At 56.4% G+C, this 20,750-nt stretch carries 31 protein-coding genes; 12 read left to right on the top strand and 19 right to left on the bottom strand.

Going from position 1 to position 20,750, the window contains the following annotated elements:
- Window positions 1-17: 17 nt before the first annotated feature.
- The 18 genes from BKD70_RS15590 to BKD70_RS15510 form a co-directional block, all read right to left on the bottom strand.
- Window positions 18-1,139: a tyrosine-type recombinase/integrase gene (locus BKD70_RS15590; RefSeq protein WP_249275325.1), complete on the bottom strand. Its 1,122-nt coding sequence runs from the start codon at window positions 1,137-1,139 to the stop codon at window positions 18-20.
- Complete coding sequence (locus tag BKD70_RS25410; RefSeq protein WP_240478008.1) at window positions 1,040-1,384, bottom strand: helix-turn-helix domain-containing protein; 345 nt, start codon at window positions 1,382-1,384, stop codon at window positions 1,040-1,042. Before BKD70_RS25410 ends, BKD70_RS15590 begins: the two co-directional genes overlap by 100 nt.
- Window positions 1,385-1,422: 38 nt before the next feature.
- A complete protein-coding gene (locus BKD70_RS15585; protein WP_047274342.1) occupies window positions 1,423-1,905 on the bottom strand; it encodes a hypothetical protein in 483 nt (160 codons plus the stop codon).
- Window positions 1,906-2,349: 444 nt separating this feature from the next.
- The gene (locus tag BKD70_RS15575) at window positions 2,350-2,595 is read right to left on the bottom strand and encodes a hypothetical protein (protein ID WP_047274345.1); all 246 of its coding nucleotides are present in this window, start codon (window positions 2,593-2,595) and stop codon (window positions 2,350-2,352) included.
- A 121-nt stretch (window positions 2,596-2,716) separates the two neighbouring features.
- Entirely contained in the window at window positions 2,717-3,214 is a 498-nt protein-coding gene (locus tag BKD70_RS15570) for a hypothetical protein (protein ID WP_047274346.1), read from the bottom strand.
- A gap of 44 nt (window positions 3,215-3,258) precedes the next feature.
- A complete protein-coding gene (locus BKD70_RS15565) occupies window positions 3,259-4,893 on the bottom strand; it encodes a class I SAM-dependent methyltransferase (protein ID WP_047274348.1) in 1,635 nt (544 codons plus the stop codon).
- A 58-nt stretch (window positions 4,894-4,951) separates the two neighbouring features.
- Window positions 4,952-5,281, bottom strand: coding sequence for a hypothetical protein (locus tag BKD70_RS15560; protein WP_047274350.1), 330 nt, complete (start codon window positions 5,279-5,281; stop codon window positions 4,952-4,954).
- A gap of 69 nt (window positions 5,282-5,350) precedes the next feature.
- Entirely contained in the window at window positions 5,351-5,947 is a 597-nt protein-coding gene (locus BKD70_RS15555) for a hypothetical protein (protein WP_047274353.1), read from the bottom strand.
- Window positions 5,944-7,572, bottom strand: coding sequence for a YqaJ viral recombinase family protein (locus tag BKD70_RS15550; protein ID WP_070415383.1), 1,629 nt, complete (start codon window positions 7,570-7,572; stop codon window positions 5,944-5,946). The genes BKD70_RS15555 and BKD70_RS15550 overlap by 4 nt, the downstream gene beginning before the upstream one ends.
- Window positions 7,569-8,375 (bottom strand): phage recombination protein Bet, encoded by an 807-nt coding sequence (gene bet / locus BKD70_RS15545; protein ID WP_047273707.1) that lies wholly within the window; start codon window positions 8,373-8,375, stop codon window positions 7,569-7,571. The genes BKD70_RS15550 and bet overlap by 4 nt, the downstream gene beginning before the upstream one ends.
- A 171-nt stretch (window positions 8,376-8,546) precedes the next feature.
- A complete protein-coding gene (locus BKD70_RS15540) occupies window positions 8,547-8,993 on the bottom strand; it encodes a hypothetical protein (RefSeq protein ID WP_047273709.1) in 447 nt (148 codons plus the stop codon).
- Window positions 8,994-8,998: 5 nt separating this feature from the next.
- Window positions 8,999-9,184: a hypothetical protein gene (locus BKD70_RS15535; RefSeq protein ID WP_047273758.1), complete on the bottom strand. Its 186-nt coding sequence runs from the start codon at window positions 9,182-9,184 to the stop codon at window positions 8,999-9,001.
- 507 nt (window positions 9,185-9,691) lie between these two features.
- Window positions 9,692-9,889, bottom strand: coding sequence for a carbon storage regulator CsrA (gene csrA, locus BKD70_RS15530; protein ID WP_047273712.1), 198 nt, complete (start codon window positions 9,887-9,889; stop codon window positions 9,692-9,694).
- A gap of 61 nt (window positions 9,890-9,950) precedes the next feature.
- The gene (locus BKD70_RS15525) at window positions 9,951-10,172 is read right to left on the bottom strand and encodes a hypothetical protein (RefSeq protein WP_047273713.1); all 222 of its coding nucleotides are present in this window, start codon (window positions 10,170-10,172) and stop codon (window positions 9,951-9,953) included.
- 938 nt (window positions 10,173-11,110) lie between these two features.
- Window positions 11,111-11,464, bottom strand: coding sequence for a DUF2388 domain-containing protein (locus BKD70_RS15520; protein ID WP_047273715.1), 354 nt, complete (start codon window positions 11,462-11,464; stop codon window positions 11,111-11,113).
- Between the two features lie 938 nt (window positions 11,465-12,402).
- Window positions 12,403-12,534: a YHYH domain-containing protein gene (locus BKD70_RS24810; RefSeq protein ID WP_095008981.1), complete on the bottom strand. Its 132-nt coding sequence runs from the start codon at window positions 12,532-12,534 to the stop codon at window positions 12,403-12,405.
- A 78-nt stretch (window positions 12,535-12,612) separates the two neighbouring features.
- Entirely contained in the window at window positions 12,613-12,819 is a 207-nt protein-coding gene (locus BKD70_RS25405; RefSeq protein ID WP_047273760.1) for a hypothetical protein, read from the bottom strand.
- Window positions 12,820-12,853: 34 nt separating this feature from the next.
- Entirely contained in the window at window positions 12,854-13,660 is an 807-nt protein-coding gene (locus tag BKD70_RS15510; protein ID WP_047273718.1) for a LexA family transcriptional regulator, read from the bottom strand.
- Between the two features lie 116 nt (window positions 13,661-13,776).
- Between BKD70_RS15510 and BKD70_RS15505 the strand changes: the two genes are divergently transcribed.
- The 12 genes from BKD70_RS15505 (at window position 13,777) to BKD70_RS15455 (ending at window position 20,306) form a co-directional block, all read left to right on the top strand.
- Window positions 13,777-13,974: a Cro/CI family transcriptional regulator gene (locus BKD70_RS15505; protein WP_047273720.1), complete on the top strand. Its 198-nt coding sequence runs from the start codon at window positions 13,777-13,779 to the stop codon at window positions 13,972-13,974.
- Between the two features lie 29 nt (window positions 13,975-14,003).
- The gene (locus BKD70_RS15500) at window positions 14,004-14,192 is read left to right on the top strand and encodes a hypothetical protein (protein ID WP_047273722.1); all 189 of its coding nucleotides are present in this window, start codon (window positions 14,004-14,006) and stop codon (window positions 14,190-14,192) included.
- Window positions 14,193-14,210: 18 nt separating this feature from the next.
- A complete protein-coding gene (locus BKD70_RS24360) occupies window positions 14,211-14,399 on the top strand; it encodes a hypothetical protein (RefSeq protein ID WP_080960353.1) in 189 nt (62 codons plus the stop codon).
- Window positions 14,400-14,607: 208 nt separating this feature from the next.
- Window positions 14,608-15,345, top strand: coding sequence for a hypothetical protein (locus BKD70_RS15495; protein WP_047273724.1), 738 nt, complete (start codon window positions 14,608-14,610; stop codon window positions 15,343-15,345).
- A 1-nt stretch (window position 15,346) separates the two neighbouring features.
- On the top strand, window positions 15,347-16,324 hold the full coding sequence (locus BKD70_RS15490) for a prophage PssSM-02, phage replication protein (RefSeq protein ID WP_047273726.1): 978 nt from the start codon (window positions 15,347-15,349) through the stop codon (window positions 16,322-16,324).
- Complete coding sequence (locus BKD70_RS15485) at window positions 16,311-17,114, top strand: hypothetical protein (protein ID WP_047273728.1); 804 nt, start codon at window positions 16,311-16,313, stop codon at window positions 17,112-17,114. Before BKD70_RS15490 ends, BKD70_RS15485 begins: the two co-directional genes overlap by 14 nt.
- Window positions 17,104-17,319: a TraR/DksA C4-type zinc finger protein gene (locus BKD70_RS15480; protein ID WP_047273730.1), complete on the top strand. Its 216-nt coding sequence runs from the start codon at window positions 17,104-17,106 to the stop codon at window positions 17,317-17,319. The genes BKD70_RS15485 and BKD70_RS15480 overlap by 11 nt, the downstream gene beginning before the upstream one ends.
- Window positions 17,312-17,899 carry a DUF1367 family protein gene (locus BKD70_RS15475; RefSeq protein WP_047273762.1) on the top strand — a complete coding sequence of 196 codons (588 nt, stop codon included), beginning with the start codon at window positions 17,312-17,314 and terminating at the stop codon, window positions 17,897-17,899. The genes BKD70_RS15480 and BKD70_RS15475 overlap by 8 nt, the downstream gene beginning before the upstream one ends.
- Entirely contained in the window at window positions 17,896-18,498 is a 603-nt protein-coding gene (locus tag BKD70_RS15470) for a recombination protein NinG (protein ID WP_047273732.1), read from the top strand. The genes BKD70_RS15475 and BKD70_RS15470 overlap by 4 nt, the downstream gene beginning before the upstream one ends.
- Window positions 18,495-19,175 (top strand): hypothetical protein, encoded by a 681-nt coding sequence (locus tag BKD70_RS15465; RefSeq protein ID WP_047273735.1) that lies wholly within the window; start codon window positions 18,495-18,497, stop codon window positions 19,173-19,175. The genes BKD70_RS15470 and BKD70_RS15465 overlap by 4 nt, the downstream gene beginning before the upstream one ends.
- A gap of 463 nt (window positions 19,176-19,638) precedes the next feature.
- Complete coding sequence (locus BKD70_RS15460) at window positions 19,639-19,965, top strand: hypothetical protein (protein WP_047273737.1); 327 nt, start codon at window positions 19,639-19,641, stop codon at window positions 19,963-19,965.
- A complete protein-coding gene (locus BKD70_RS15455) occupies window positions 19,962-20,306 on the top strand; it encodes a hypothetical protein (RefSeq protein WP_047273739.1) in 345 nt (114 codons plus the stop codon). Before BKD70_RS15460 ends, BKD70_RS15455 begins: the two co-directional genes overlap by 4 nt.
- A gap of 48 nt (window positions 20,307-20,354) precedes the next feature.
- On the opposite strand, the gene BKD70_RS15450 is transcribed toward BKD70_RS15455, so the two are convergent.
- Window positions 20,355-20,741: a hypothetical protein gene (locus tag BKD70_RS15450; protein WP_047273741.1), complete on the bottom strand. Its 387-nt coding sequence runs from the start codon at window positions 20,739-20,741 to the stop codon at window positions 20,355-20,357.
- Window positions 20,742-20,750: the final 9 nt, after the last annotated feature.

Raw genomic sequence — 20,750 nt, 5'->3', positions numbered from 1 at the left:
GCTGGGCCTAGGCGTATCTACCGTGATTCAAGTACCAATTTTGTACCGTTTTTCGGTAAATCCAGCTTTTCAAGCTCCGCGAAATCGCTCGAAGAGCTGATCCACTTGGCATAGGTCGAAAGCAGTACCTGGACGCTGTGTCCAAGTTGCGCAGCGATGAATGCGGGATTCATTCCGGACATCAGGCACATTGTTGCGTAGGTGTGCCTGGTGTCGTACATCCGGCGATACCGTATTCCGCTCTTGCGCAGGGCTGACAACCAATAACGCTTAGCCCCAGTTTCGGATCGGATGTACAGCTCTGATCTTTCACCCGAGCCTTCCGGCGCGAAAACGTAATCAGAGCGCGCCGCCGTAAGTAGTCTGGCTTTTTCGAGTGCCTGCAAGGCTCGATCGTTCAATAAAACTTCCCGCGAGACCTTCGTTTTGGTCCTCTCCTTGATCTTGCCGTACAGCCTGATACGGCACACCTTGGCGCGCCGAGAGCGCGTATCAACCTCGCTCCAGCGCAGGGCCATCGCCTCGCCTGGACGCATTCCTGTATAGAAAGAAAACTCAAAAAAACACGCGTAAATAGCCTGCAAGCCGCTCGTCACTTCGTACAGCTTCTCGATCAATTCGTCAGCCTCTTCGCGACTGAACGGGTCGATCTCGCGCTTGGTGACACGCGTCGGCGGGATCGAGTTGGCCGGGTTCCTCAGAATCAACTCATCATTCACGGCCTGGGTCAGCAGGCCGGTCACCAGCCGTATGGCGCCCTTCCTGCGGATTGGCGAAGTCCACGTAATACCATTGACGATTTTCCGCATGAGCACCGGCGTGATCTTGTCGAGCGGGTACGTGGCCAGGTGCGGTACCCAGTAGTTTTGCATGGTGCTTCTGTAGTTCTTGCGCGTGCTGTCTTCGATCTGGAGGCTGTTCAGCCAGTCCTGGGCGTAATCGAAAAATATGGGCATTTGCCCAGTGGAGTCGCTCCGACTATTAGGGAACAACTCCCTGTATTTCTCCGGTGTAAGCGCGCCCAGCTTGGCCAGCTGTATTACTTGAGAACGTAAAGCCTCGGCTGCTGCGATTCCCCGAGCGGTTTGCGGGAGAGTGAGCGTTTCGCAGTGCCGCTTCTTGTTCCAGGAGAACCTGATCCTGATCGACTTCCCGACAAGCTCAACTCCGGTGGGCAGCTCCATTGGCTCTCTAGCCATTCGTCATACCTCCATTTGCTGTACATGATTCGCCCGTCGATTTTCGACCAGACGCCGGCTGGGATGATGTTACGTTCTCGTTTGCGCTGCAGGGCTTTCGGCGTGGTGCCCAGCAGTTCGGCCATCCGCTTTTCGGTGACCTTGTCATGGCCGGACTCATCGCCCAGCTTCTCGGCTGTCGCCATGGTGATGCTCCTTGCCGCGCTGGGCAGCAGAAGGTGGGTTAGCGGGTGGCCTTGGAGATGGCGTCCCTGGCTTGCGAGATCACGGCGAGTTCTCGCTCATGCTCCGGGGTGGTGTGCTTGAACTCGTTTGCCAGCAGGGTCCAGCGCTCGACTGCAAGGGTCAGTGCCGCGACCAACTCTTCGCACCCGGCACGCTCCTCTCTGCCTATCTGCCAGAACTGCTGCGCCCAGTGATCCACCGGCGGCGGGCTGGAGTTCTGGGCACCCAAAGCCAGTGCCCCTACAATCGTGTCGCACAGGTCGCGCTTGTAGGCGTTGTCGCCGTCGATGCTCAGGCCGCGCCGGCGCAGCGCGCTGACCACTTCGTTTCTATCCAGGCCCTGGTCTTCCAGGATGATGTCTCGCTCCGGCTCGCCCGGGGTGACAATGACCAGGGCAAGCTTCGCGCCTGGCAGGCAGTACTCGCTGAGTTTGACCAGGGCGTCGTTGGCTGCTTCGTGGAATCGCTGAACTGCTGACATAGGAATACCTCGCCCGCCGCTCACCGGCAGGCATGTAGGGGGATTGGGAGTAGGGTTTTGCCTGCGAAAAGTGGTTCTAGATCACAAAACCATATTTCGATCGCGCCCCTTGCTGGGCTTCCAAGAACTTTTACTGCTTTGGAAGGTCGATCAATAACCTAAAATAGATAGGCAGCTATGCGATCTCTAATTCTTGATATGCCTAATGGGCGCGCGCTCGTCGAGGAGCTTGATCTTGCGACTGAGCTAATGATGTCCATTCCCATCGAGCTTGTCGGCGGTGAGCAATGGCAGGCAGCTTTTGATAGGCAGCAGTTAGCATTCAAGGCTTGGCGCTCATACCTTCTTTGCATAGCCAAGCATCCGAAGCGTGACGCTCAGTGTGAGATAAGTAAGATCGCCTGAGCCTCAATGTGGGCCGGTAGGCGAACCAGAGGGTGGCGATCATGGCTTCTCGCTCCGGAAAGCCCGAACAGTCGCGCTGATGGTGTCGCCAAAAACAAACCAAATAACGAGCCCGACACCAACGACTGGCCAAGCCCATTCAGGCATCAACCCCAGCATCAGGATCACCGGCACCGCGATCACTAGGGCTACCACCGCAAGGATCATCATCACGAAGAAGAGCCCCAGATCGCGCCGGGCGGCTATCCGGGCGGCTGCCCATGCAGCTTTGAGTTTCGTATTCATCGGCAACACTTTTCCTTGCCGCTATAGCGGCTGACTTTGAAGGGGGAGGGGTTACAGATGTTTCAGCAAATCAGTTGTGCCAGTGCCAGCAGGCACCAGCAGTAGGCGGGGAGTTGGGCTTTCATGGCTTCTTCTCGTAACGGGCGATCATGTCAGCCAAGCTGATGCTCTGGCCCTGTTTGGTATTGATTCGAACGAATACCTTTTTAAAGTCCTCGCGATCTTCTTCAAGGGTGGTGTCATCGCCAACACCCTCTGCTGGCTTGAGTGCGGCGTCGACACTTGCGAACAGGGTCGGATAGCCGTTTGCCCAGTCTTGCTTGCGCGCCGACTTCTGGACCTCACGCAACAACCCATCCAGCACATCCGCCCGCTCATCCGCTGCGGTCAGGCGCCGTCCAATTTCAGCCATGCGCTTACGATGAAGTTCGTTCAGGCGGTCGATTGCCTTCTGCGCCTGATTGAAAAGTGACTGATAGCGCCCAAGCTCAGCCAGCGCCGCGTCACGCTCGGCGGTTACGCGGTCGAAGTCAGCCGCCAGCACAACACTGAGCCTCCCCAGTGATTCACCCTCTACAAGCCCTGTTTCGGTTACGTGGTAACGCTTTACTTCGGACACAGCTGTTTCCTTGCCGGGCATGCCCGGGCGGTGGAGTGTGGGAGTTATGCGGCTGAGGCGGAGAGGATCACAACCGATACGCTGGTGCCGGCAAATTCGTTGTTGTAGATCTGTGACCACTCATGCTTCAGACCTGGCAGCACGTCTTTACCTTTCGCGCTAGCCGGCAAAACTGCGACTAACCGCCCACCGAGCTTGAGCATGGATGCTGCACGCTCAATGTGAGCCTGCCAGCGACCTTCGCTGTATGGCGGGTTCATAACGATGCGGTCGTACTTGCCGGTGATCTGCCATTTCAGAAAGTCGGCGCACTCGACGTAGTAACCCTTGGCTTTCAATACTTCGCAGTGAAGGTCGCTGATTTCGATGCAAACCGTCTTCGCTTTTGGCATCAGGTCGGCCAATCCACCCATACCGGCGCTAGGCTCAAGGCAGCTATGCTCGGGCTCGATCTGCGCCATTTCAACGGCTGCTGCGGCAACGTTTTCAGGGGTCGGGTAGAACTGGTGAGCTTTCTGATCGGGAATGCACCCGCTCGAGATGATTTCGTCCAGAGCAGAGCGCGGGTTGAAATCGAACTCGAACCAAGAGTGCCCACCGGCCGTGCGCTTTACTCCGCCGATCATAGCCAGAACCTTCTCAGCTTCTGCCTGGGTGATCGCGCTGTGTCGGTCAACTCCAAACTGCAGGGCGTTGACGTTATCTGTAAGCGGCTCGCGCGGTGGACTCCAGCGGTCCACCTGAACAGGCCTGCAAGGTTGCGGCTTCATGCCCGCCAGTGCGTTGACTACCGTGAAGGGTAGTGGGCGGCCAACCATCTGAAATACTTTGGTTCGGCGCGCAGGCTTCGTGCGGAAACTGGCAGGAATTGCAGAAGGGTAGATGCTGGCCAGCACCGAATTAAGACGCCAGGCCATGTCCGGATGAATCTCGATGTGCGCCGTGCCCTTCTTGTAAAGCCGGATCTTAAGCGCATGCCCATCTACCGAATGCCACTGGCCGGTGTTGCGGCGAAGGATCTCCAGAAGAGGGCCGGTGCTGTTGTGGCCCGGCTCTTCTCGACCCATGAACTTTGCAATGATGCAACGCAAGTCATTCAGATAACCCGCACGGTCGTGGTCCACAGTGTCGTAGTAGGTCAGCATACGGGCGACGATCATTCGCTTACCGAAAGCCGAGGGTGAGTTCGTTACGTGCTCGCCTGAAAGCGCCTGGAATATCCCGTCTACCCGCTCAGCGAAGAACTTAGCGCGGGCTGCAAGCAATTCGCTCAGTGTTGCCCGCACCGTGCTTTCTTCAAAGTCTGGTGCTTTGTGCTCGCGAATCTGCTCGTTCCATTCGTTGCGGCGCTTTTGAGGCATTGCGTCGTAAACATCTGTCAGCGCCAGGGCTTCGCCCCAATATGACGAGTTGAGCGATGCTATCGCGCCTGGAAGCTGGAATAAGCGTTCTACCGATATTGTTCCGTGTCTCCCGTTGTCGCCATTGCCTTCGAGAAAGTAGTTCAGCGCACCAGCTTTCCCGCCAGCTATCACGAAATCATGAAGCGCTTCGATGTTCCTCCGGGCTGAGTCGTAGCGACCCAACAGGCCGTCAATTGCATCGCCAGACATCGGCGCGAAGAACTCAGCGACATCATCAACAATCTCCCCGTATGCCGGGGCAGCTACTGCGTTCATGGATTATCTCCAGTCAGGCGCCGCCCTCCGCGTGACCGGATGCAGCGAGTAGGGTGGGTTATGCGGGTTCGATGATTTCGTCGCCCGGGTCTTTCTGTATCGCGAGAAGGCTTTTATTGCGAAATTCCCGCGCCACGTTTTGCGATATCTCGATTTCGTGGCGCGGCGGATTCAGCAGAGGCTGGCATTTCGCAGCGCCCATTGCATGCAGGTGATGAATCATCAGCGTCATTGCCTCGCCCTGCTCAGAAATGCCTGACCACTGCATCAGGTCGGCCAGTGCCTGTCGGGTGCCAGGGCGAACCCTGAGCCTCAATTCCTCTTCGGCAAGTTCCACACGCTTCCTGGCAGACTTGGCCGAGCGTTCTTTCTGCGGTACTGCTGCCATGGCCTACCTCTTCTATTCCGCTGGCCGGCAGTGCGAGCCAGGTTTGACGTTTGCGTTGCTGGATGCGGGCTATGCGGCGCATCGATTGCCCCCGGCCCGCGATAACGGGTAATCAATCTCGTGCTCGTCGAGCAGGCGCTTCAGCGTGTTATTGGTGATGTGCAGCTTTTCGCACACCTGCCGCCGGCTGATACCAAGCTCTTTGTAGGCCTTGATACGTTCAACCAGGATCAGTTCGTGCTTGGCAATTGCTGCCTTATGTTCCGGGCTGGAGTAGGGGGTCTGGTTTACACGCTTGAAGCTGAAATCGAATTCCTTGGACATGCTCAGCAGGGTTCGCCTGCCGATTCCTGTTGCCATGGCGACTTCCTTTTGCGTGTGGGTGGGTGCCAGCTCCATGACGCGCGCTACTCGCTGATTGCGCGCCTCGATCTGCGCCTCAAGCTTGGTAGGTGGGGGAGGCTCGATTGGCTCAACTCGACGCCGAACAAACGGCTTTGGCGCAGGCGGCATCTGGCTGCTGTAGGTGATCGGCTTGGGGATGTAGCCGCTGGCCGGTCCTTCTTCGATCTGCCCGCCAGCCGCCTTAAACTGCTCGACTGCGACAGCCAATTCGTTGGATAGCGGGCGCAGCCGTTCCACTTCGTTGCGGAGGTTGCTGATCATGCTGCCGCCTTGCCGAGTGTCACCCCGGCCATGCTGAAGGTTGAACCCTGCGCCGCGACCATTGCGTCGAGAGCCTCCCAGTTGACCAAAAGCAGCGTGATCGGCACCTGACCATTTGCTACGGCCTTCACCAGTGCCTCGAAGTCCGTCACGCTGGCCTGAAGCGCTACCTGCTCGACCGCCTGGCTAGTCACTGGCTTTGCGGCCTTGGTGACTTGTGCCGCCGTCTGGACCGGCGCGGCGCGGACAGGCTCTGGTGTCGCCACTTTCTCCACGACCGGTTCTGGCTTGATAGCCGCCAGGCGCTGGGCTTCCTGCTCTTCGGCGATGCGCTTCGCGTCAGCCTTTTCCTGCTCCGCCTTCTGATGCTCGGATATCCGGAATTTGATCAGCGTTACCAGGTCGTCGTTGGCCTTGGTTACCAGCTGCTGCACATCACTGAACAAGAAGGCGTGATCAACAGCGAGTTCCGCCAGACTGTTCAGGTTTAAGCGAATGCTGTCCGCTGCCTGACTTGCGTCAATTTTTGCCCGGGCCAGTTCGGTATCAACTGCGTCCTGAAGGCTGGCGATGGTGCGCTTGTTCTTCATGGCGCCGGCGAAGTCGACGTGCACATTAGGCAGCGCCACCTGGCCCAAGGTCCTATTGATCCCGGCGACGTGTTCGGCAAGCGCCAGTTCGGCCTTTTGCTTGATGGTGGTCTTCACCAACAGCTCTTGAGCCTTCACCAGCTTGTCGACCTTCAGGCGAGTCTCGCGGGCATGGGCGCTGATGCGATCCAGCGAGGAAAACAGTTCGTCGATGCTTTGGGTCTGCGACAGGGCTTGTTTCTTGGCGACCGCGACAGCCTCTTCAACATCGCCGCACCATTTGACCGCCTTCTTGGCGTCGGCGAAGTCCTGGTCGGTGGAGAGCGTGGTTTTCACCGAATCGATGACAGCCAGGGCCGAATCTTCAAACATCTTCAGGTTGCTGGCCGTTACCATGCCGGTCAGCTCGATGCGCAGCGCTGGCAGCTCGTCAGGTGCCTTGCCGACGACTATTGAAGGCGCGTCGGCCATCTTGAAGTTGGCCAGGTCTGCCTCGAACTGTTTCCAGCCTTCGACCAACTGGGCCGCGCGCCCGGCGACGGGCCGGTACTCCATGTGCGCGAAGTTCTCCGGCGTGCCGTCCGAGCAAACAAATATGACCCGCTCAGCGCCGCTCACCAGCAGTTGCTGCTCAAGCTGCCAGTAGTAATGCGGAGCCAGGTCGCCGGCTTTCACCTGGGCCACGACCGACTCATTCCACAGCTTGTGTTCGAACAGCGTCTCGCCGAGCATCGTGGCGCCATCCATGGATGCCAGCAGGTTGCCCTCGGTAGCAACGATCGGATAAAGCTCTTCGCCGATCAGCGCTTCAGTCAGTGGGCGGGCCAGGGCTTCAGTAGCGTGACCTTTGTCGAAGATAAACTGCTGAGAGGGCGTGATGTCCGGCGTGATGCCGGTCTTTTTGGCTGCCAGCAGGTCCGTGCGGGTTTGGTACTTCGAGGCGCCCATCATTGCCGGGGCTTCGGAGGCTGTACGGAACCTGGCGCGAAGGGCAAGCCACTCGGCGGAGCCTTGAGCTACGTTGTGAATTTTCATGCTGAATCTCCATCGAGGGCTTTGAGGTTGGTGATTTTTTCAATCTGCGCCGGGCTCAGCGTGTACTTGCTGCTGATGGTCGCAATGAGGTGTTCAGGGCTCGTGCGGTTCGAGTCTATAAGTGGCTGCCACTTCACGATGTTCTCGGTCAGCAGTTCGTCGGAGTAGGCGGTCAGCGCTTCTGGCTCAGGTTGGGCTTGCTGTCGTGGGCTGACATCGCGTGCCGGCTCCTCGAAGGCCTTGCCTTCCATCTCGTCAGCCGTTGGCGCCGATCCAACTTCAGGAAACGCTTTGCGCAGGGCCTGGGCCTCGGCGCATTTGGCGAGCTGGGCAAATGCTCGACGCTTCCACATGGCGTTGGGCGCCGCGGTGTCCTTGCTCGAAGTCGCGTAGTTCTCAAGCCAGCGCTCGTTGGCGGTGTACTCGGCCACCAGCCCGTTGCTCATCTGCCGCTTGACGGTCACGCGGCACCATTCGGGATACGTGACTTCTACGCCGCTCAACTTCGCCGTTACTGGAGGGCCATATTCAGGCTCGCTGATTCCGGCGTACTGGCCGGTGCGTGCCGCTTGAATGCGGTACAGGCCGATGCCCGGCATCACCGTGTCCTGCATCTTTTTCGTCTTCGAATTCCAGATCGGGACGATGTGCACCGGCTTCAACATTGGGTCCAAGTGCGCGGCCTGGCAGTAAGCCAACACCATCACTACAGAGTTCTTTTCTGCGCCGGGGTAGAGGCTGCTGCTCAGCACTTCAACGAGCGCGGCCTCCGACATCGCAGGCGTGTTGTCGTCCTGTTTCATTACTGCGGACATGGGGAATCCTTGCCGCGATGCTCGCAGCGTTCAAAAAGGTTTTGAGTTACTGGCTGGCGCTATCAGCGAGGATGCTGAGTAACATCAGGAAGGTGAGCAGGGCGAGGACTGGAGCTGATCCGCGCCATAGAGCGAAACGGCGCTGGCGTTGGCGTGAACTCAAGCCGCATCCTCTCGCTGCTCAAACCGGTAAGCCGCGGCATCTGCTGCCAGCTCTTCAGCGCGAGCCCGACCGTAATCATTGGCCCAAGGCCGAATCAGGGCTTCGGCTACATCGTGCAGCGCTGTCGGGTGATGTTTGACTTTGGGCGCGCCGAGAGCAGAACAAGCAAGGTCGTAGGCCTTGCCGTGAACGCGGCGCCCGCCGGCAACGATTTCGCAAATCATCTGCTCAATCGGGTATTCGCGGTTGTCAGCCAGCAGTGGGGCGATTTGCTCTTGAGCGCCCAGGTGTTCCGCTAATGCCTCGTACAGCGATTGCGGTGTGACCAGAGCAACCGACTTGCCGAAAGGGCGCGGGGCGGTGACGTTATCGCCACAGATCAGGGTGTTGATTGCATCGTGAAGCCAGTCCGGGCCTTCGACGGTATCGAGAAAGTCAGGCATTGCAGCTACTCCTGCTCAAGTTTGCGTGCATAAGCGCAGGCGGCGTTGTGGTCGCGGCGAAAACCCTTCACCTTATTGGTGCGGGCATCGACGATGTGGAAGAACTCGCCGCTCACTGGGATCACCCGGTAGCGCGGGGCACGTTTAGGCTGGGTGGAGCCGACCAGTCCGAGGCTGATTGCTACAGACATGTTTCGGCGCTGGTGCATTGCGAGCGCTACATCACAGTAAGCGCGGTGACTTGGGTTCATGGTCGCCTCCAGGCAGACGAGGTCGTCAATTCAGATACACAGGGATGCATCCCATCATTCCGCTGATCGCCAATGGCGCGGAAGGCTGAGTGCGAGAGGAAGGGGTGGTGCGGATTAGAAACGTATCGCGAGAGGCGCCAAGGGTTAGCTTTAACGGCTAACCCTAAGCAAACAGGAACATTACTCCACGGTGCAGATCCAGAGATGATTGTGCCGATAAGGAGCGCGAGTGAAGTGGATATCTGAAATCAGATTTAGGCCTCGCTCTTTAAGCGCTTCGGTCAGCTGTACGAGTGTCTCTGCTTGGATAGTCATTGCTGTTACCTCGTCAGATTTACTGCGTTCATAATTCTTGACCGGGAAGACAGCTATCTAATTCAAATTTTTTATAACCCGGCTGATACGTTCCGGGGAAGGCAAGGTAGTTATGATAAGTCAACGCTAGGGCTAGTCGCTTGCAGCCAAGGCTGAACTTATTTCGCGTTCGGCCTGAATCCGCTGATAAATCTCATCCCGGTGAACCGCAACATCAGCCGGCGCGACAATTCCAAGCTTCACTTGCTGTCCGCAAACGATCAGCACCTGGATGCTGATGTCGTCGTTGATGCGGATGATTTCGCCTACGCGGCGGGTGAGTATCAGCATGGTCCTACTCCTTGTTGATTGTTTTCCCATCTGGCCCTGTTGCCAAGGCCAGTCGGTGAAATCAGGCAGCGCGAGCCAGTTCAGCCTGTGCCAGCAGTTCCGCTACAGCCTCGGCCGGGGTGCAGCCATCGGCGTAGAAGTCATGCAGATCACTTTCTTCTCGCGAGCCCAGGCCTACCTGGTGGCCAAGCAGCTCGGAAGCCTTGTCGATCCAGCGGAAGTAAGCGCGCTCTTGAGCGTCGATGCGGCCTTCATCAGCCGCCATGGTTGCCATGTTGAACATCGTGAATCCCTCCGGTTGATTTCCCGGATGCCACTCATGGAATGGCACCTGGTGAAATCCCAGCCTCGCTACTGGCGACAGACCGGGGTAATGCGTCAGCGGTGATCGCTCGAGCTCAGCCGCCGACGGCCCTGCTCTCAGTTCGGTTGGCCTTGAGCTTCCCTATCACCTCGCGTAGATCGGCCTCGGCGGGGTGGTCATGGGGTCAGGTGTTCGCTACACGACTGCCAACTGCAGCTCTGCGGCCCATTGAGTGGGGTAGTCCGTCGTGGGTTGCCGGTCCGTGTTCCGGCTGGGCTTTTTACTTCTTTGACTGGTTCCTCCTATGGGTATTTGTTCTCCACCACGCATCGGTGCGAGTCATCTCTCACCGGCGCCGCACATTTCGTGTTCGATGCATTGCCAGTTTGTGTGCGTAGTTTCGCGTGCTTGCATGTGGAAGCACGGCAGCTACCAGAGGCTGCATGGGCGACGGTTTAGCTTTCTCACCACCGGGTTAGCCGGTACGTCGCGGGGTCACGTCAGGTTGTGTAAAGAGCGGCGGAACTCTTGAGTCCCTGTCGCTGCGTGTCTGTTGCTGCGATGAACTAAAAGTAGCACTGCTGATATTTGCAGTCAACAGCAGTGCTGCTATTTTTGGGATGGCACAAAAAAACCGCTCAGTGGCGGGCCTAGTAGTGGCTCAAAAAGGGATTTTCCGGTTTAAGCTCTGTGGGAGAGCTCCCCGAAAATTGAATGACTGATTCTTAAATTCTTAAGAACTTCTGCGTCACCTTGTCTTTCTTCATAGGAATCATTGCGCCATCTGGCTTATCGCCTTGTCAGCTACCGACTATCAGGGCAAATGTACCGAAGCCTTTTATTGAATCCCCCCTAAATTAAGTCCGGACTTTTCCATCCGCGGCGTGCGCCCACTATTGAATGGCAGGGATGGGCCGCTATGGCACTTCCGCCGCCAAGGAAGGCTCAGGGAGTACTGCAATTGCCAGGGCCAGTTGCGTGTCTGACATCAGCGGCGGTGCGCTGGTCGAGCGGTAGTATCTGGAGGCCTGCTCAAACTGGGCCCCGCGAATCTCTCCGTCCGAACCAATGAACGCAAGAGCGTCGCTCTTCGCCGATTTGAAAATCTTAGGCGGCTCAGTGGTGAGGGATGTGGTCGCCCCAATTAAAATGGTTGGCGCGGAGATTGTGATAAATATCGCGGCAGCGATAGGGTTGGCGTCGTCACCTGACACAGCCTGCGTACTAACCGATATTAGTAGGGCAGCTGCCAATGTCTTCCGTAAGTCCATTCTTCGATGCGTCCATTGTGATTAGCGGGCATCACCATAGCAGGGTAGGGGATCGCCAGATATGAGAAGCCCGGCATTAGGCTTGACTCATATGTGCGAGTTGCTTCTGTATAGGTATTGCTTATGCTGCGGCAAGACTCTTTTTAGAGTAGAGCGCGGACATGTTTTCAATTCCGAGTTTGGACATGGAAATTCTTATAGACCTGGGTTCGGGTATGTGGCCGCTGCCGGTTAGTTAATGCGATCTGCTGTCTGCGCTGGATTGCGACGACCTGTAACCACGTAAAGTACATCGACGCCGGCTTTAGCTACTCCAGCAAGGTAAATCGCATTCGGTACTCGCCCACCTCCCTCATACGTTGTCTGTGCATTCACTCGTACCCCTCCATAAGTGGCAAGTTCAGCCTGAGTGAGTTTTAGGCGCACGCGTTCTTCTCTCAAGCGTTGAGTTATCTCTTTCATAAGGTTCCAAATTTCAGGTAAATGGTTGTCGTGTCAGAAATTATGATTGAAATGATATCGTTTGTTTACGTAAGGAAAGCCTAAGGCAAGCGCCTTGCCAGTACTTTGCCCATAGAGCCAGAATTCCCTGCACAAACAAAGCTCCTGCCCCTAAAACCTTCAATACTCCGCGAGACTGTAGCATTCATCGGATCGGTCCCGTAGGCATGAAAAGTAAAGGCTTCTGCTTGTGTGTGGGCAGGGAGGGGGCGGCGGGCTCAGTCTTCGGGTGGCGATTTCATTCTCTGGCACCCATCGAGCTAGTAAATCGACCAGCAGCTCGGCAATGGCGTCACCTCATCCGCATACCCCGCCAACCGATCTTCCCCAGCCTGAAAAACGGTGCACATCTTCTGCACTGTCTGCGCATCCGCCTGTTCCTGGATGGCTTGGTAAGGGGTATGGATAGGCCTTCTAGTTTCTGAAATCAGGATGAGTTAATGGCAGTGCCGAGTGCCTGCCTTTTTGTCGTTATGACATCCCTGCTTGTCGGTGCGGCCTCCGTGGGCAATAGCAGATACAGAGGTGATTGCCAGTGCAGCAGCCAGTACCAAAGTGATAATTTTCATTTTTAACATCCTGTTATTAATAGAAGTCTTGCTTTTACAACAAGCCAGATCACTCGGTGGTTACGGCTTTAGCTGCTGCTAGTGAAGGGTCTTAGCCCACCGACTTTCGCCAATCCTGATCCTATCCAACGCCCGGTTTAGAGCATCCAAAGCATTGAGGAGGGCTTTCGCCTCCGCCTCCCGCCCATCGCCCCAAAGGCGCTCAGCCATTTTGTTCAGCTCTTGAATAGATTTCTCAATATCGGCCGCGGTTACCGTCGCAGCCTGACCAGGCTTCTCGCCCATCATCAATACGCCTGCAGCGCAACTGCGATACAGCTCAAAGGTCGCCACCGCGCCAAATGACCCGCCCTAATATGCGATGTTCGTTGAATTCGCAGCGTGAAAGAATCTGATCTGGATACTCGTCGTTGTCAGTGTTGTCGCTGCGGATGATCCAGCTTCCAGTGGCTGTCTGTATCAGCCGCTTGACGATTGCACCTTTATCAGCACTCACCATTACGTAAATCTGTTTATGGGCGGGCTCAACTTTTGACCTATCAATGAGTAGTACGTCATGATCATTAATTGTGGGCCACATACTATCGCCGTCGGCGTAGATGACAATCAGATTCTGAGGACTAGCTCCCTTCACGCGCAGCCAATCACGCTTGAATGCAAGCGTGGTGCGGATTTCAACGTACGGGTTTTCACTGCCTAGGCCTGCAGCAGCTTTTGCATCGTACTGAGGAATGAAGGCGTACTTATCGTCTATAGCTACAACGTCATCGCCTTCTGGGAAGGGGGTATTGGCGGAAGCTGTAGACTGATTAAGCGTTGATTGCCCCGAGCTGGCTCGCCTTATGCCCGCTGCAAGGGTAGGGCTAACTTCATAAGGCTCAAAATCTAAGGCTTTTGAAAGCTTTACTAGAGCTTCAAGATTCAGCGCTACTTTGCCAGTCATATATTGACTGACGGTACTTTGGGGGGATTTCCATTCGCAGCGCTCCCCTACCTCGGCCTGATTAAGAGGATGAGCATCGCCTCGAGCTTTTGATTCCCGAACCCTGGCTTTGTAGATTTCTGTGAGCCTCTTAGCGTCTGCAAGCTGCTCTGCGCTAAGTGGTGTTCTGATCGGTTTCTTCATGTCGTTGATTTAGTAGCAGAGCTGATAATTCTGCAAACAGCACTGCTAATCAATCCCTTGTTTTGGTCAAAGTAGCAGTGCTAATATCTGTTTAAATTCACCGCGAGATTTACCCGATGAAGACCGTAACCCTTGGGGAGTACTTGTCATCGCACGGCACCCAGAGCGATCTCGCCAAGGCTTTGGGCATTCAACAGAGTGCGGTTTCTCAGATGTATCGCTCGAAACGCACGATCAGCATCAGCTTGATGGATGACGGGACGATTGAGGCTAACGAAGTTCGCCCCATTCCGGCTCGAAAAGCAGCCGCATAACCAATATCAACAGCCAGGAGCGTCTAAGCATGTACATCGACCCCACCCACCTGCATGACAAGCCAACAAAGGTTCGCCTTGATGATGCTGCCGATGGCTTGCTGACAGCTATGGCGCGGTATCAGCGGACACAAAAAGCAGTGTTGGCCCGAGAAATCCTTGAGCGCGGCCTGAACCAAATGATGGAAGAGCTTACCTCGAAAACTGAAGTGGCCTGAAGTGGCCGAGGAGGGCCTGTGCCCGAAACAAAAGAGCTGGAAGTTCAGCTTGACGGGAGAGGTGTCAGCGATCTGGAAGTATTGGCCAGAAATGTAGGCATCACCCCCGAAGAGCTGGCAGCAAAAATCATAAAAAAGGCACTCGATCGAATGACCCGAACAGATCCATCCAGAAGCAATATTCGGCCGTTTCGTAAGGGCTCATAAGTCCCCGAGGGACTCAAAAGGATCGGATGACAAATCTCACAACCAAATAACAGACACAAAAAAGCCGGGGCGCAATCCCGGCTTTTCCAACTGCACTTACAAAAATACTGTGAGGCCAATTATGCACAGCTCGCTTAATACCAGCAATCCCCCTAACACTCCTGCGCCACATTTTTCGCAATCTGAAAACGTGGCGCGGGGTGTTTCTATGTCCAGCCTTGAGCTGGTCCACTTCATTAATTCGAAGCGCGATAAGAGCGAACCTACCCTGACGCACAAGAACTTGATCGCAAAGGTTCCGCGTGTTCTCGGGTCGGATCAATCGGCTAAATTTTCAGCCGATTACCTCGACACTCGTAGTCGCATTCAAAAGTGCTTCTTCTTCCCCAAGCGCGAAGCCTGCCTTATTGCAATGTCTTACAGCTATGAGCTTCAAGCGCTTGTCTTTGATCGCATGACGGCTCTTGAGGATCGTGAGCGCGCACGTGCGCTACCCAGCAACCCGAAGATCGTCGGCGAGCTGGCAATCCTTGAATGCTTTGACCGCCTGCTGAAACCTGCACCCTCCTGCAAAATGATGATGTTGGCTCAGATCGCCGCAAACAATGGGCTCGACGCCAAGTTTCTGCCGGGCTATGCCATTGATGCTGCCTCAGACGCAACTGGTGGCAGCTCTATGCCGACCAAGGCCGTTACCGCATTGATCAAAGAAAACGGCATCAGCAGCACCGCCGCCGCTTTCAATCGCGCATTGGCAGCTCACGGCTTCCTGAAACCATTGACACGCGTGAACTCGAAGCGCGAAACGGTGGAGTTTTGGGGTGTGACTGACAAAGGCCTTAAGTTCGGCAAGAACCTCACAAGCCCTCAGTGCCCACGCGAGACCCAGCCTCACTGGTATGTGGATCGCTTTCTTGAACTGGCCGCATTGGTCGGGAAGGTCTGACATGCAGTACACCGTCACGATTAACCAGGTGAAGGCGCTGGAATGGGGGCTGAATTCTCAGCAGGCCCTGCTGTTCGCTTTCGTCTACGGTTGCCCGAGCTGGGCCAAGCCAATCAAGACTGATGACGGGATCTTCTTTGCGCTGAGCAAGGCCAAGATCACTGAGGAGCTACCGCTGCTCACTGACAAGCCAGACACCGCTTACCGCATGCTGAAAGCCCTGGAAGAGGCCGGTTTGATTGAGCTTTCCAGCACTTCGAACATCACGCTTTTCCGCCTCACAGAGAAAGCGATCGAGTGGAACCAGAAGCTCGACGGGTCGGAAAAATATCCGACCCCACCAAACAATAATGGTCGGAAAAAAATCCGATCTACCTCGGATAAATCTCCGAGCAAGGTCGGAAAAAAATCCGGGCAGGGGTCGGATAAATCTCCGACAAATCAGGATACCAATCATCAGGGTACCAATCAGGAAACCAGTCAGGACTTGCAGGACGCCACCGGCAAGCCGGCTCAGTCCCGCGGCTTGGTGCTGGTGGTTGATCGCACCGATGCCCCACGGGTCGAGATCCCCGCTGACATGCCGGGCCCCAAAGACCAAACCTGCAAAACCTTCAAGGTCTGGGCGAACTACGCCATGGCTTACCGCAAACGCTACAGCGCCTGGCCGGTGTGGAATGCCAAGATCGGCGGCCAGCTCGGCCAACTGGTAGACCGTCTCGGCGCCGACGTCGCCCACCACGTCGCCGCCCACTTCCTGAAAACCAGCGATGCCGCTGTGCTGCGCAAGTGCCATAGCCTCAACGAGCTGTTGTCCAACGCTGAGAGTTACCACACCCAGTGGGTGACCGGTCAGCGCATTAACGGGACCACCGCCCGCCAGATGGAACGCACCGAGGCGAACGTCTCCGCTGCTGAGCAGGCTGCGCAAATGGTGCTGGCCAAGCGACAAGCAGGTGACCGCAATGAATACCTCTGAAATGAACGATCAGCAAGTCGCCGGGCTCGCTGCCGCAATTTGCGCGACTGCAGAGGCCATGGGGCAGGAAATGAACCCGGGTACTGCAGCAATGATGGCCGAGGATCTTTGTGTGTACTCGGTGCCTGTGGTCAAAGCTGCGCTGAAGGCTTGCCGCTTTGAGGTGAAAGGTAAGTTGGTCATGGCCGACATTCTTCAGTGGGTGCAAGCAGCAGACGGCCGCCCCGGCAAGGATGAGGCATGGGCCATCGCCATGACCACCAACGATGAATTTGAAACCGTGGTGCTGACTGACGAAATCCAGCTAGCGCTGGCCGCTGCAAAACCGGTTCTCGATGCTGGCGACAAGGTCGGTGCCCGCATGGCATTTATCAGCGCTTATGAGCGATTTGTGAGGCAGGCCCGCGAAGACACAAAGCCGGTCAACTGGCACGTATCCGTGGGCTTCGACGCCGACCGCCGTATTCAGGCCGTCACCCGAGCTGTGCAGATGCAGCGTATTCCCCAGGAGCGCGGCCAATTGTATCTAGCCGACCTGACACACGAGCCTGTCAGCGAGGATGGGCGTGCCATTGCTGGGTTGCTGACGGGTTCACCTTGCCAGCCGACCGGTGAGGTCCGCGCCAAGCTGGATGCGATTCGCGCCGACTTGGCCCGGAAGCGAAAAAAAAAGGCGGATGCTAGTGAAGCAGAGCGTTGCCGAGTTCTGACTGAGCTTAATCTTCGTAAAACCCATTTGATCAGCCAAGCGGCTGCCATCCAATCCAAGGAGGCCGCTCATGGCCGATGATGTCGATTTTGCAGATGCACATATTGAAAAAGAGCTGGCGTCAGCTCTTGCTTCTCGTGTGATTTACAGCGGTGAGAGCGCCCTTGAATGTGAGTGCGGGGAGGAAATCTCCGAAGGACGCCGTCTCGCAGTTCCAGGTGTTCGTGATTGCATCACTTGTGCTGAGCTTTCGGCGTTGAGGTTGCGGGGTGTTCGCCGTGGCTGAGGTCGCATTGATCCGCACTGCGCAAGGGCTGGTACCGGCAACCGAGGCGGACCGCGAACTGACCCAGAAGTGGAAACTTGGCCAAGTCATCCATGGACGGTTCACAAAAATGCGCAACGCCAAATTTCACGGGAAGTTCTTCTCGATGCTCGATCTGGCTTGGGAGTACTGGGAGCCTGTCGGAGGGCTGATTCCGCGGCAGGAGCTTCGCGGTATCCAAGGGCTGGCCAAGTTCTTCGAAGCGCAGAGTGGAAAGCCCGGGCAGTTATCGGATGCAGTGGCGGCGTATATCTCAGGTCTTGAGTTTGCCCGGGCTGAGCGCTTCCCGGCAGTTGATAAAAGCCGGGAAGCCTTTCGTGAGTGGGTAACCATCGAAGCAGGGCATTTCCACCTGGTGCATACCCCTGAGGGCATCCGCAAAGAGGCCAAGTCGATCAGTTGGTCGAGTATGGATGACTTGGCCTTTGAGCCGCTTTACCGCGACGTTTTCAACGTCTGTTGGCGGCTGGTGCTGTCAGCTCACTTCGAAACGGAGCAGGACGCCTTGAGTGCTGCTGATCAGATCGGGGGCTATGCATGAGTCTCGCAGTCAAGCAGCCTCGCCCCAAGAAATGCAGCGTTCCACAGTGCAGGGCCTCATTCGTCCCCCGGGAGAGCTTCCAGACCTGGTGTTCGCCGGACTGCGCTGTCGTCATTGCTCGCGGCAAGCAGGAGAAAAAGCGCAAGTCGCTGGCCCTGGTTGAGCGCCGCGAGATCAAGGTCCGCAAGGAGAAGCTGAAGAGCAGGGCGGATCACCTGCGCGAGGCTCAGGCCGCAGTGAACGAGTATGTGCGCCTGCGTGACGCGCACCTGCCGTGCATCAGTTGCGATTCGACGCCGAACGATAACGACCTTATGACCGGCAGCCGTTGGGATGCCGGGCATTACCGATCTGTGGGTGCCTGCCCTGAGCTGCGATTTGAGCCGCTAAACATCCATCGGCAGTGCGTAAGGTGCAACCGCAACCTGTCGGGCAATGCTGTGGAGTATCGCATTCGCCTGGTACAGCGCGTCGGTGTCGACAAGGTTAATTGGCTGGAAGGGCCTCATTCGGCCCGCAAGTACACCGTAGATGAGATCAAGGTCATTAAGGCCGAATACCGAGCAAAGACCAGAGAATTGAAGAGGGCGGCAGCATGAACTATCAAAACGTCATTTCTGCAGTTGTCCGCGCTCTGGCAGCGGAAACCATCAACTCTGCTGGCGGCTGCGACTTGGAGCCTAAGGTGCAGTGCGCTAAGCAGAAGGGGGAGATCGTAGGCAAAGAGGCGGCTCTGCTTGCTGACTGCATCGTGCACAAGCTTCTGCATGCCCAGCTCAGTCCGCGCCACTGGAACGCATTGGTGGCCAAGTACAGCACCCACCGTGGACGCAAGATCGACTCCATCGGTCGGCTTGTCGCAGTTGTGTCTTCGCCTGCGCCACTGCGCTTTACTCAGCAGGCGGTGTTGGTCTGGGCTGTGCCGCAGCAGTCAAAGGGCATACAGCGTACGGCGGTCGAGGTCAAAGCACCGAAGCACCGGGAGAACAAAGAAAAAGGGCAGTGGGATTGGCGCAACGCTGCGGCTGACGCGGACGTAGACCGAGCCAACAAGCACGCCAAGTCAGTGGCCGAAACGAAGCCGGGAGAGATGATTGTCCTCACTGGGTCGAACTACGACATGACCAACTGGGATTCCCAGGGCCTGACGGAGCGTACCTATCAGCGCTGGAACAAGACCATCAAGGGGGCATTGGAATCGATGGTGGATGAGGCTTTGGTCGATGCGCAACACATGCTTGAGGCGGTTGGAGTGCTGGAGTGCGAGGCGGCGTGAAATAGCCCCTCAAAAGGGCTTGCAAGATCATGTCGCTATGTCGCATTATTTACCCATCCTGTCATTCCTGCGTGTGTAGGAGTGAGCCGAAAAAGCCTCGCCAGAGAAATCTGCCGGGGCTTAGTCGTCTTCGGCCTAGGAGGATTTATGCCAAGAGCACAGCGTCGACACGACACATCACGCGTCAAGGCTCGCTTCTATAGAAAGCAGCGACTTCATGCCTGCTGGGTGACTAACCAGCGCAATGCCGGGCTATTCGCCAACCACGGCAAGGTCTGCTCCTGTTGGATGTGCGGCAATCCGCGCAAGCAGGGTGATCTAACCATGCAGGAGAAGCGCGCAAATCTGCATAGCTTTGACTGAAGCAGTCCGGCCCTCGCAAGGGTTTTATTGCTAGTAATTTCTCAAGCCTCGCCTTCGTGCGGGGCTTTTTTGTTTAAACATGCCCCACGGAGTCGAGCGCATGGAGTTCTTTCACCGCTTGCTCGACAAACTCGACTGGGCAATAGCTGGACTTCTCGGGTCTGTAGCCGCGGCATGGTGGCATCGGGACGATTTAATCAACCGCAAGGCTTGGGCGGTGTTCATCTTTTCGGGTGCGGTCTGTGCTCATTACCTGACGGGCCTGGTCAGTGCGTACTTCGGTATCGATGAGCCTCGCAGCGTTGCCGGTGTCGGCTTCCTGCTGGGAACCTTCGGTGGATCGCTGATTGCTGCGATTACCCGAGCTATCAAAGCTGCTGATCTGTGGGCGCTTATCCGCCAACGGTTTGGGGGAGGTAGTCCATGATTCTCGAATACATCAATGCCTACTCAGCTGGCGTCATTGCGCTGTGGGCGACTTGGTGCGTCTTAAGCGGGAAGGTTCGCGATGGGGTGCTGGGCAAGATTATCTACGCGGTGATTGCCTTGAGCGGCTACGCGATCCTGGCTCGCAGTGAGCGGATCTTCTTTGCGCCCACGATTGCTGGAACCACGCTGTATGTGTCGCTGGCACTAGCTGGCGCCCGACATTGGTTCATGGTCATGTACTGGCCACAGACTAAGATTTGGTTATGCAGGACGCTGAGCTGCGAGCACTGCCTGCACTGCGACAAGGCGACTGATGGTGTCGAGGGCCGGAGCAAGTAATCCACCCCACATTTTTGGAATGCGCCAGATTGTGGTGCAGTTCTTAAGCTAAGCGTTTTTCTTGAGTGATCCCTGAATATTGTGAAGCGCGTACGAAAGCTCGTGCTCTACCTCGTGAAGTCCCTGGTTCCACTTTTCGCTATGTGGATTCGTATCGGTCCTCATTCGAAAGTTCGCGGACGTGCTCCTAACAGCTGGGCCAAAGAAGAACTGCTCCAAGTCCGTTTTTGGGGCTTTCCTGCGCGATAGCGTTTCGTACTTGGCCGCGTCTTTGATCTCATCCTTCAGTTTGGTCAGCCGGGTTTTTAAAAGGTCGGTACTGTTCGGCGAGAGTCTTGATTTATCAGCGGCATCATCGATCAGGCTCCGGGCTTCGTCATGCCATCGCTGTAGTTCGGCAACAATGGCCAGAGCTTCGTTGTGGTCCAGTTCCATTTGTTCCTC

Origin of the sequence: Pseudomonas sp. BS-2016 (assembly GCF_001806145.1) — a bacterium.
Taxonomy (GTDB): domain Bacteria; phylum Pseudomonadota; class Gammaproteobacteria; order Pseudomonadales; family Pseudomonadaceae; genus Aquipseudomonas; species Aquipseudomonas lundensis.
This window is presented reverse-complemented; position numbering and strand designations above follow the sequence as displayed.

Coding starts and splice junctions, on each gene's coding strand:
- BKD70_RS25410 (WP_240478008.1), bottom strand. CDS start 1,384: ATGGCGACAGCCGAGAAGCTGGGCGATGAGTCCGGCCATGACAAGGTC.
- BKD70_RS15585 (WP_047274342.1), bottom strand. CDS start 1,905: ATGTCAGCAGTTCAGCGATTCCACGAAGCAGCCAACGACGCCCTGGTC.
- BKD70_RS15575 (WP_047274345.1), bottom strand. CDS start 2,595: ATGAATACGAAACTCAAAGCTGCATGGGCAGCCGCCCGGATAGCCGCC.
- BKD70_RS15565 (WP_047274348.1), bottom strand. CDS start 4,893: ATGAACGCAGTAGCTGCCCCGGCATACGGGGAGATTGTTGATGATGTC.
- BKD70_RS15560 (WP_047274350.1), bottom strand. CDS start 5,281: ATGGCAGCAGTACCGCAGAAAGAACGCTCGGCCAAGTCTGCCAGGAAG.
- BKD70_RS15555 (WP_047274353.1), bottom strand. CDS start 5,947: ATGATCAGCAACCTCCGCAACGAAGTGGAACGGCTGCGCCCGCTATCC.
- BKD70_RS15550 (WP_070415383.1), bottom strand. CDS start 7,572: ATGAAAATTCACAACGTAGCTCAAGGCTCCGCCGAGTGGCTTGCCCTT.
- bet (WP_047273707.1), bottom strand. CDS start 8,375: ATGAAACAGGACGACAACACGCCTGCGATGTCGGAGGCCGCGCTCGTT.
- BKD70_RS15540 (WP_047273709.1), bottom strand. CDS start 8,993: ATGCCTGACTTTCTCGATACCGTCGAAGGCCCGGACTGGCTTCACGAT.
- BKD70_RS15535 (WP_047273758.1), bottom strand. CDS start 9,184: ATGTCTGTAGCAATCAGCCTCGGACTGGTCGGCTCCACCCAGCCTAAA.
- csrA (WP_047273712.1), bottom strand. CDS start 9,889: ATGCTGATACTCACCCGCCGCGTAGGCGAAATCATCCGCATCAACGAC.
- BKD70_RS15525 (WP_047273713.1), bottom strand. CDS start 10,172: ATGTTCAACATGGCAACCATGGCGGCTGATGAAGGCCGCATCGACGCT.
- BKD70_RS15520 (WP_047273715.1), bottom strand. CDS start 11,464: ATGGACTTACGGAAGACATTGGCAGCTGCCCTACTAATATCGGTTAGT.
- BKD70_RS24810 (WP_095008981.1), bottom strand. CDS start 12,534: ATGAAAATTATCACTTTGGTACTGGCTGCTGCACTGGCAATCACCTCT.
- BKD70_RS25405 (WP_047273760.1), bottom strand. CDS start 12,819: ATGGGCGAGAAGCCTGGTCAGGCTGCGACGGTAACCGCGGCCGATATT.
- BKD70_RS15510 (WP_047273718.1), bottom strand. CDS start 13,660: ATGAAGAAACCGATCAGAACACCACTTAGCGCAGAGCAGCTTGCAGAC.
- BKD70_RS15505 (WP_047273720.1), top strand. CDS start 13,777: ATGAAGACCGTAACCCTTGGGGAGTACTTGTCATCGCACGGCACCCAG.
- BKD70_RS15500 (WP_047273722.1), top strand. CDS start 14,004: ATGTACATCGACCCCACCCACCTGCATGACAAGCCAACAAAGGTTCGC.
- BKD70_RS15495 (WP_047273724.1), top strand. CDS start 14,608: ATGTCCAGCCTTGAGCTGGTCCACTTCATTAATTCGAAGCGCGATAAG.
- BKD70_RS15490 (WP_047273726.1), top strand. CDS start 15,347: ATGCAGTACACCGTCACGATTAACCAGGTGAAGGCGCTGGAATGGGGG.
- BKD70_RS15485 (WP_047273728.1), top strand. CDS start 16,311: ATGAATACCTCTGAAATGAACGATCAGCAAGTCGCCGGGCTCGCTGCC.
- BKD70_RS15480 (WP_047273730.1), top strand. CDS start 17,104: ATGGCCGATGATGTCGATTTTGCAGATGCACATATTGAAAAAGAGCTG.
- BKD70_RS15470 (WP_047273732.1), top strand. CDS start 17,896: ATGAGTCTCGCAGTCAAGCAGCCTCGCCCCAAGAAATGCAGCGTTCCA.
- BKD70_RS15465 (WP_047273735.1), top strand. CDS start 18,495: ATGAACTATCAAAACGTCATTTCTGCAGTTGTCCGCGCTCTGGCAGCG.
- BKD70_RS15460 (WP_047273737.1), top strand. CDS start 19,639: ATGGAGTTCTTTCACCGCTTGCTCGACAAACTCGACTGGGCAATAGCT.
- BKD70_RS15455 (WP_047273739.1), top strand. CDS start 19,962: ATGATTCTCGAATACATCAATGCCTACTCAGCTGGCGTCATTGCGCTG.
- BKD70_RS15450 (WP_047273741.1), bottom strand. CDS start 20,741: ATGGAACTGGACCACAACGAAGCTCTGGCCATTGTTGCCGAACTACAG.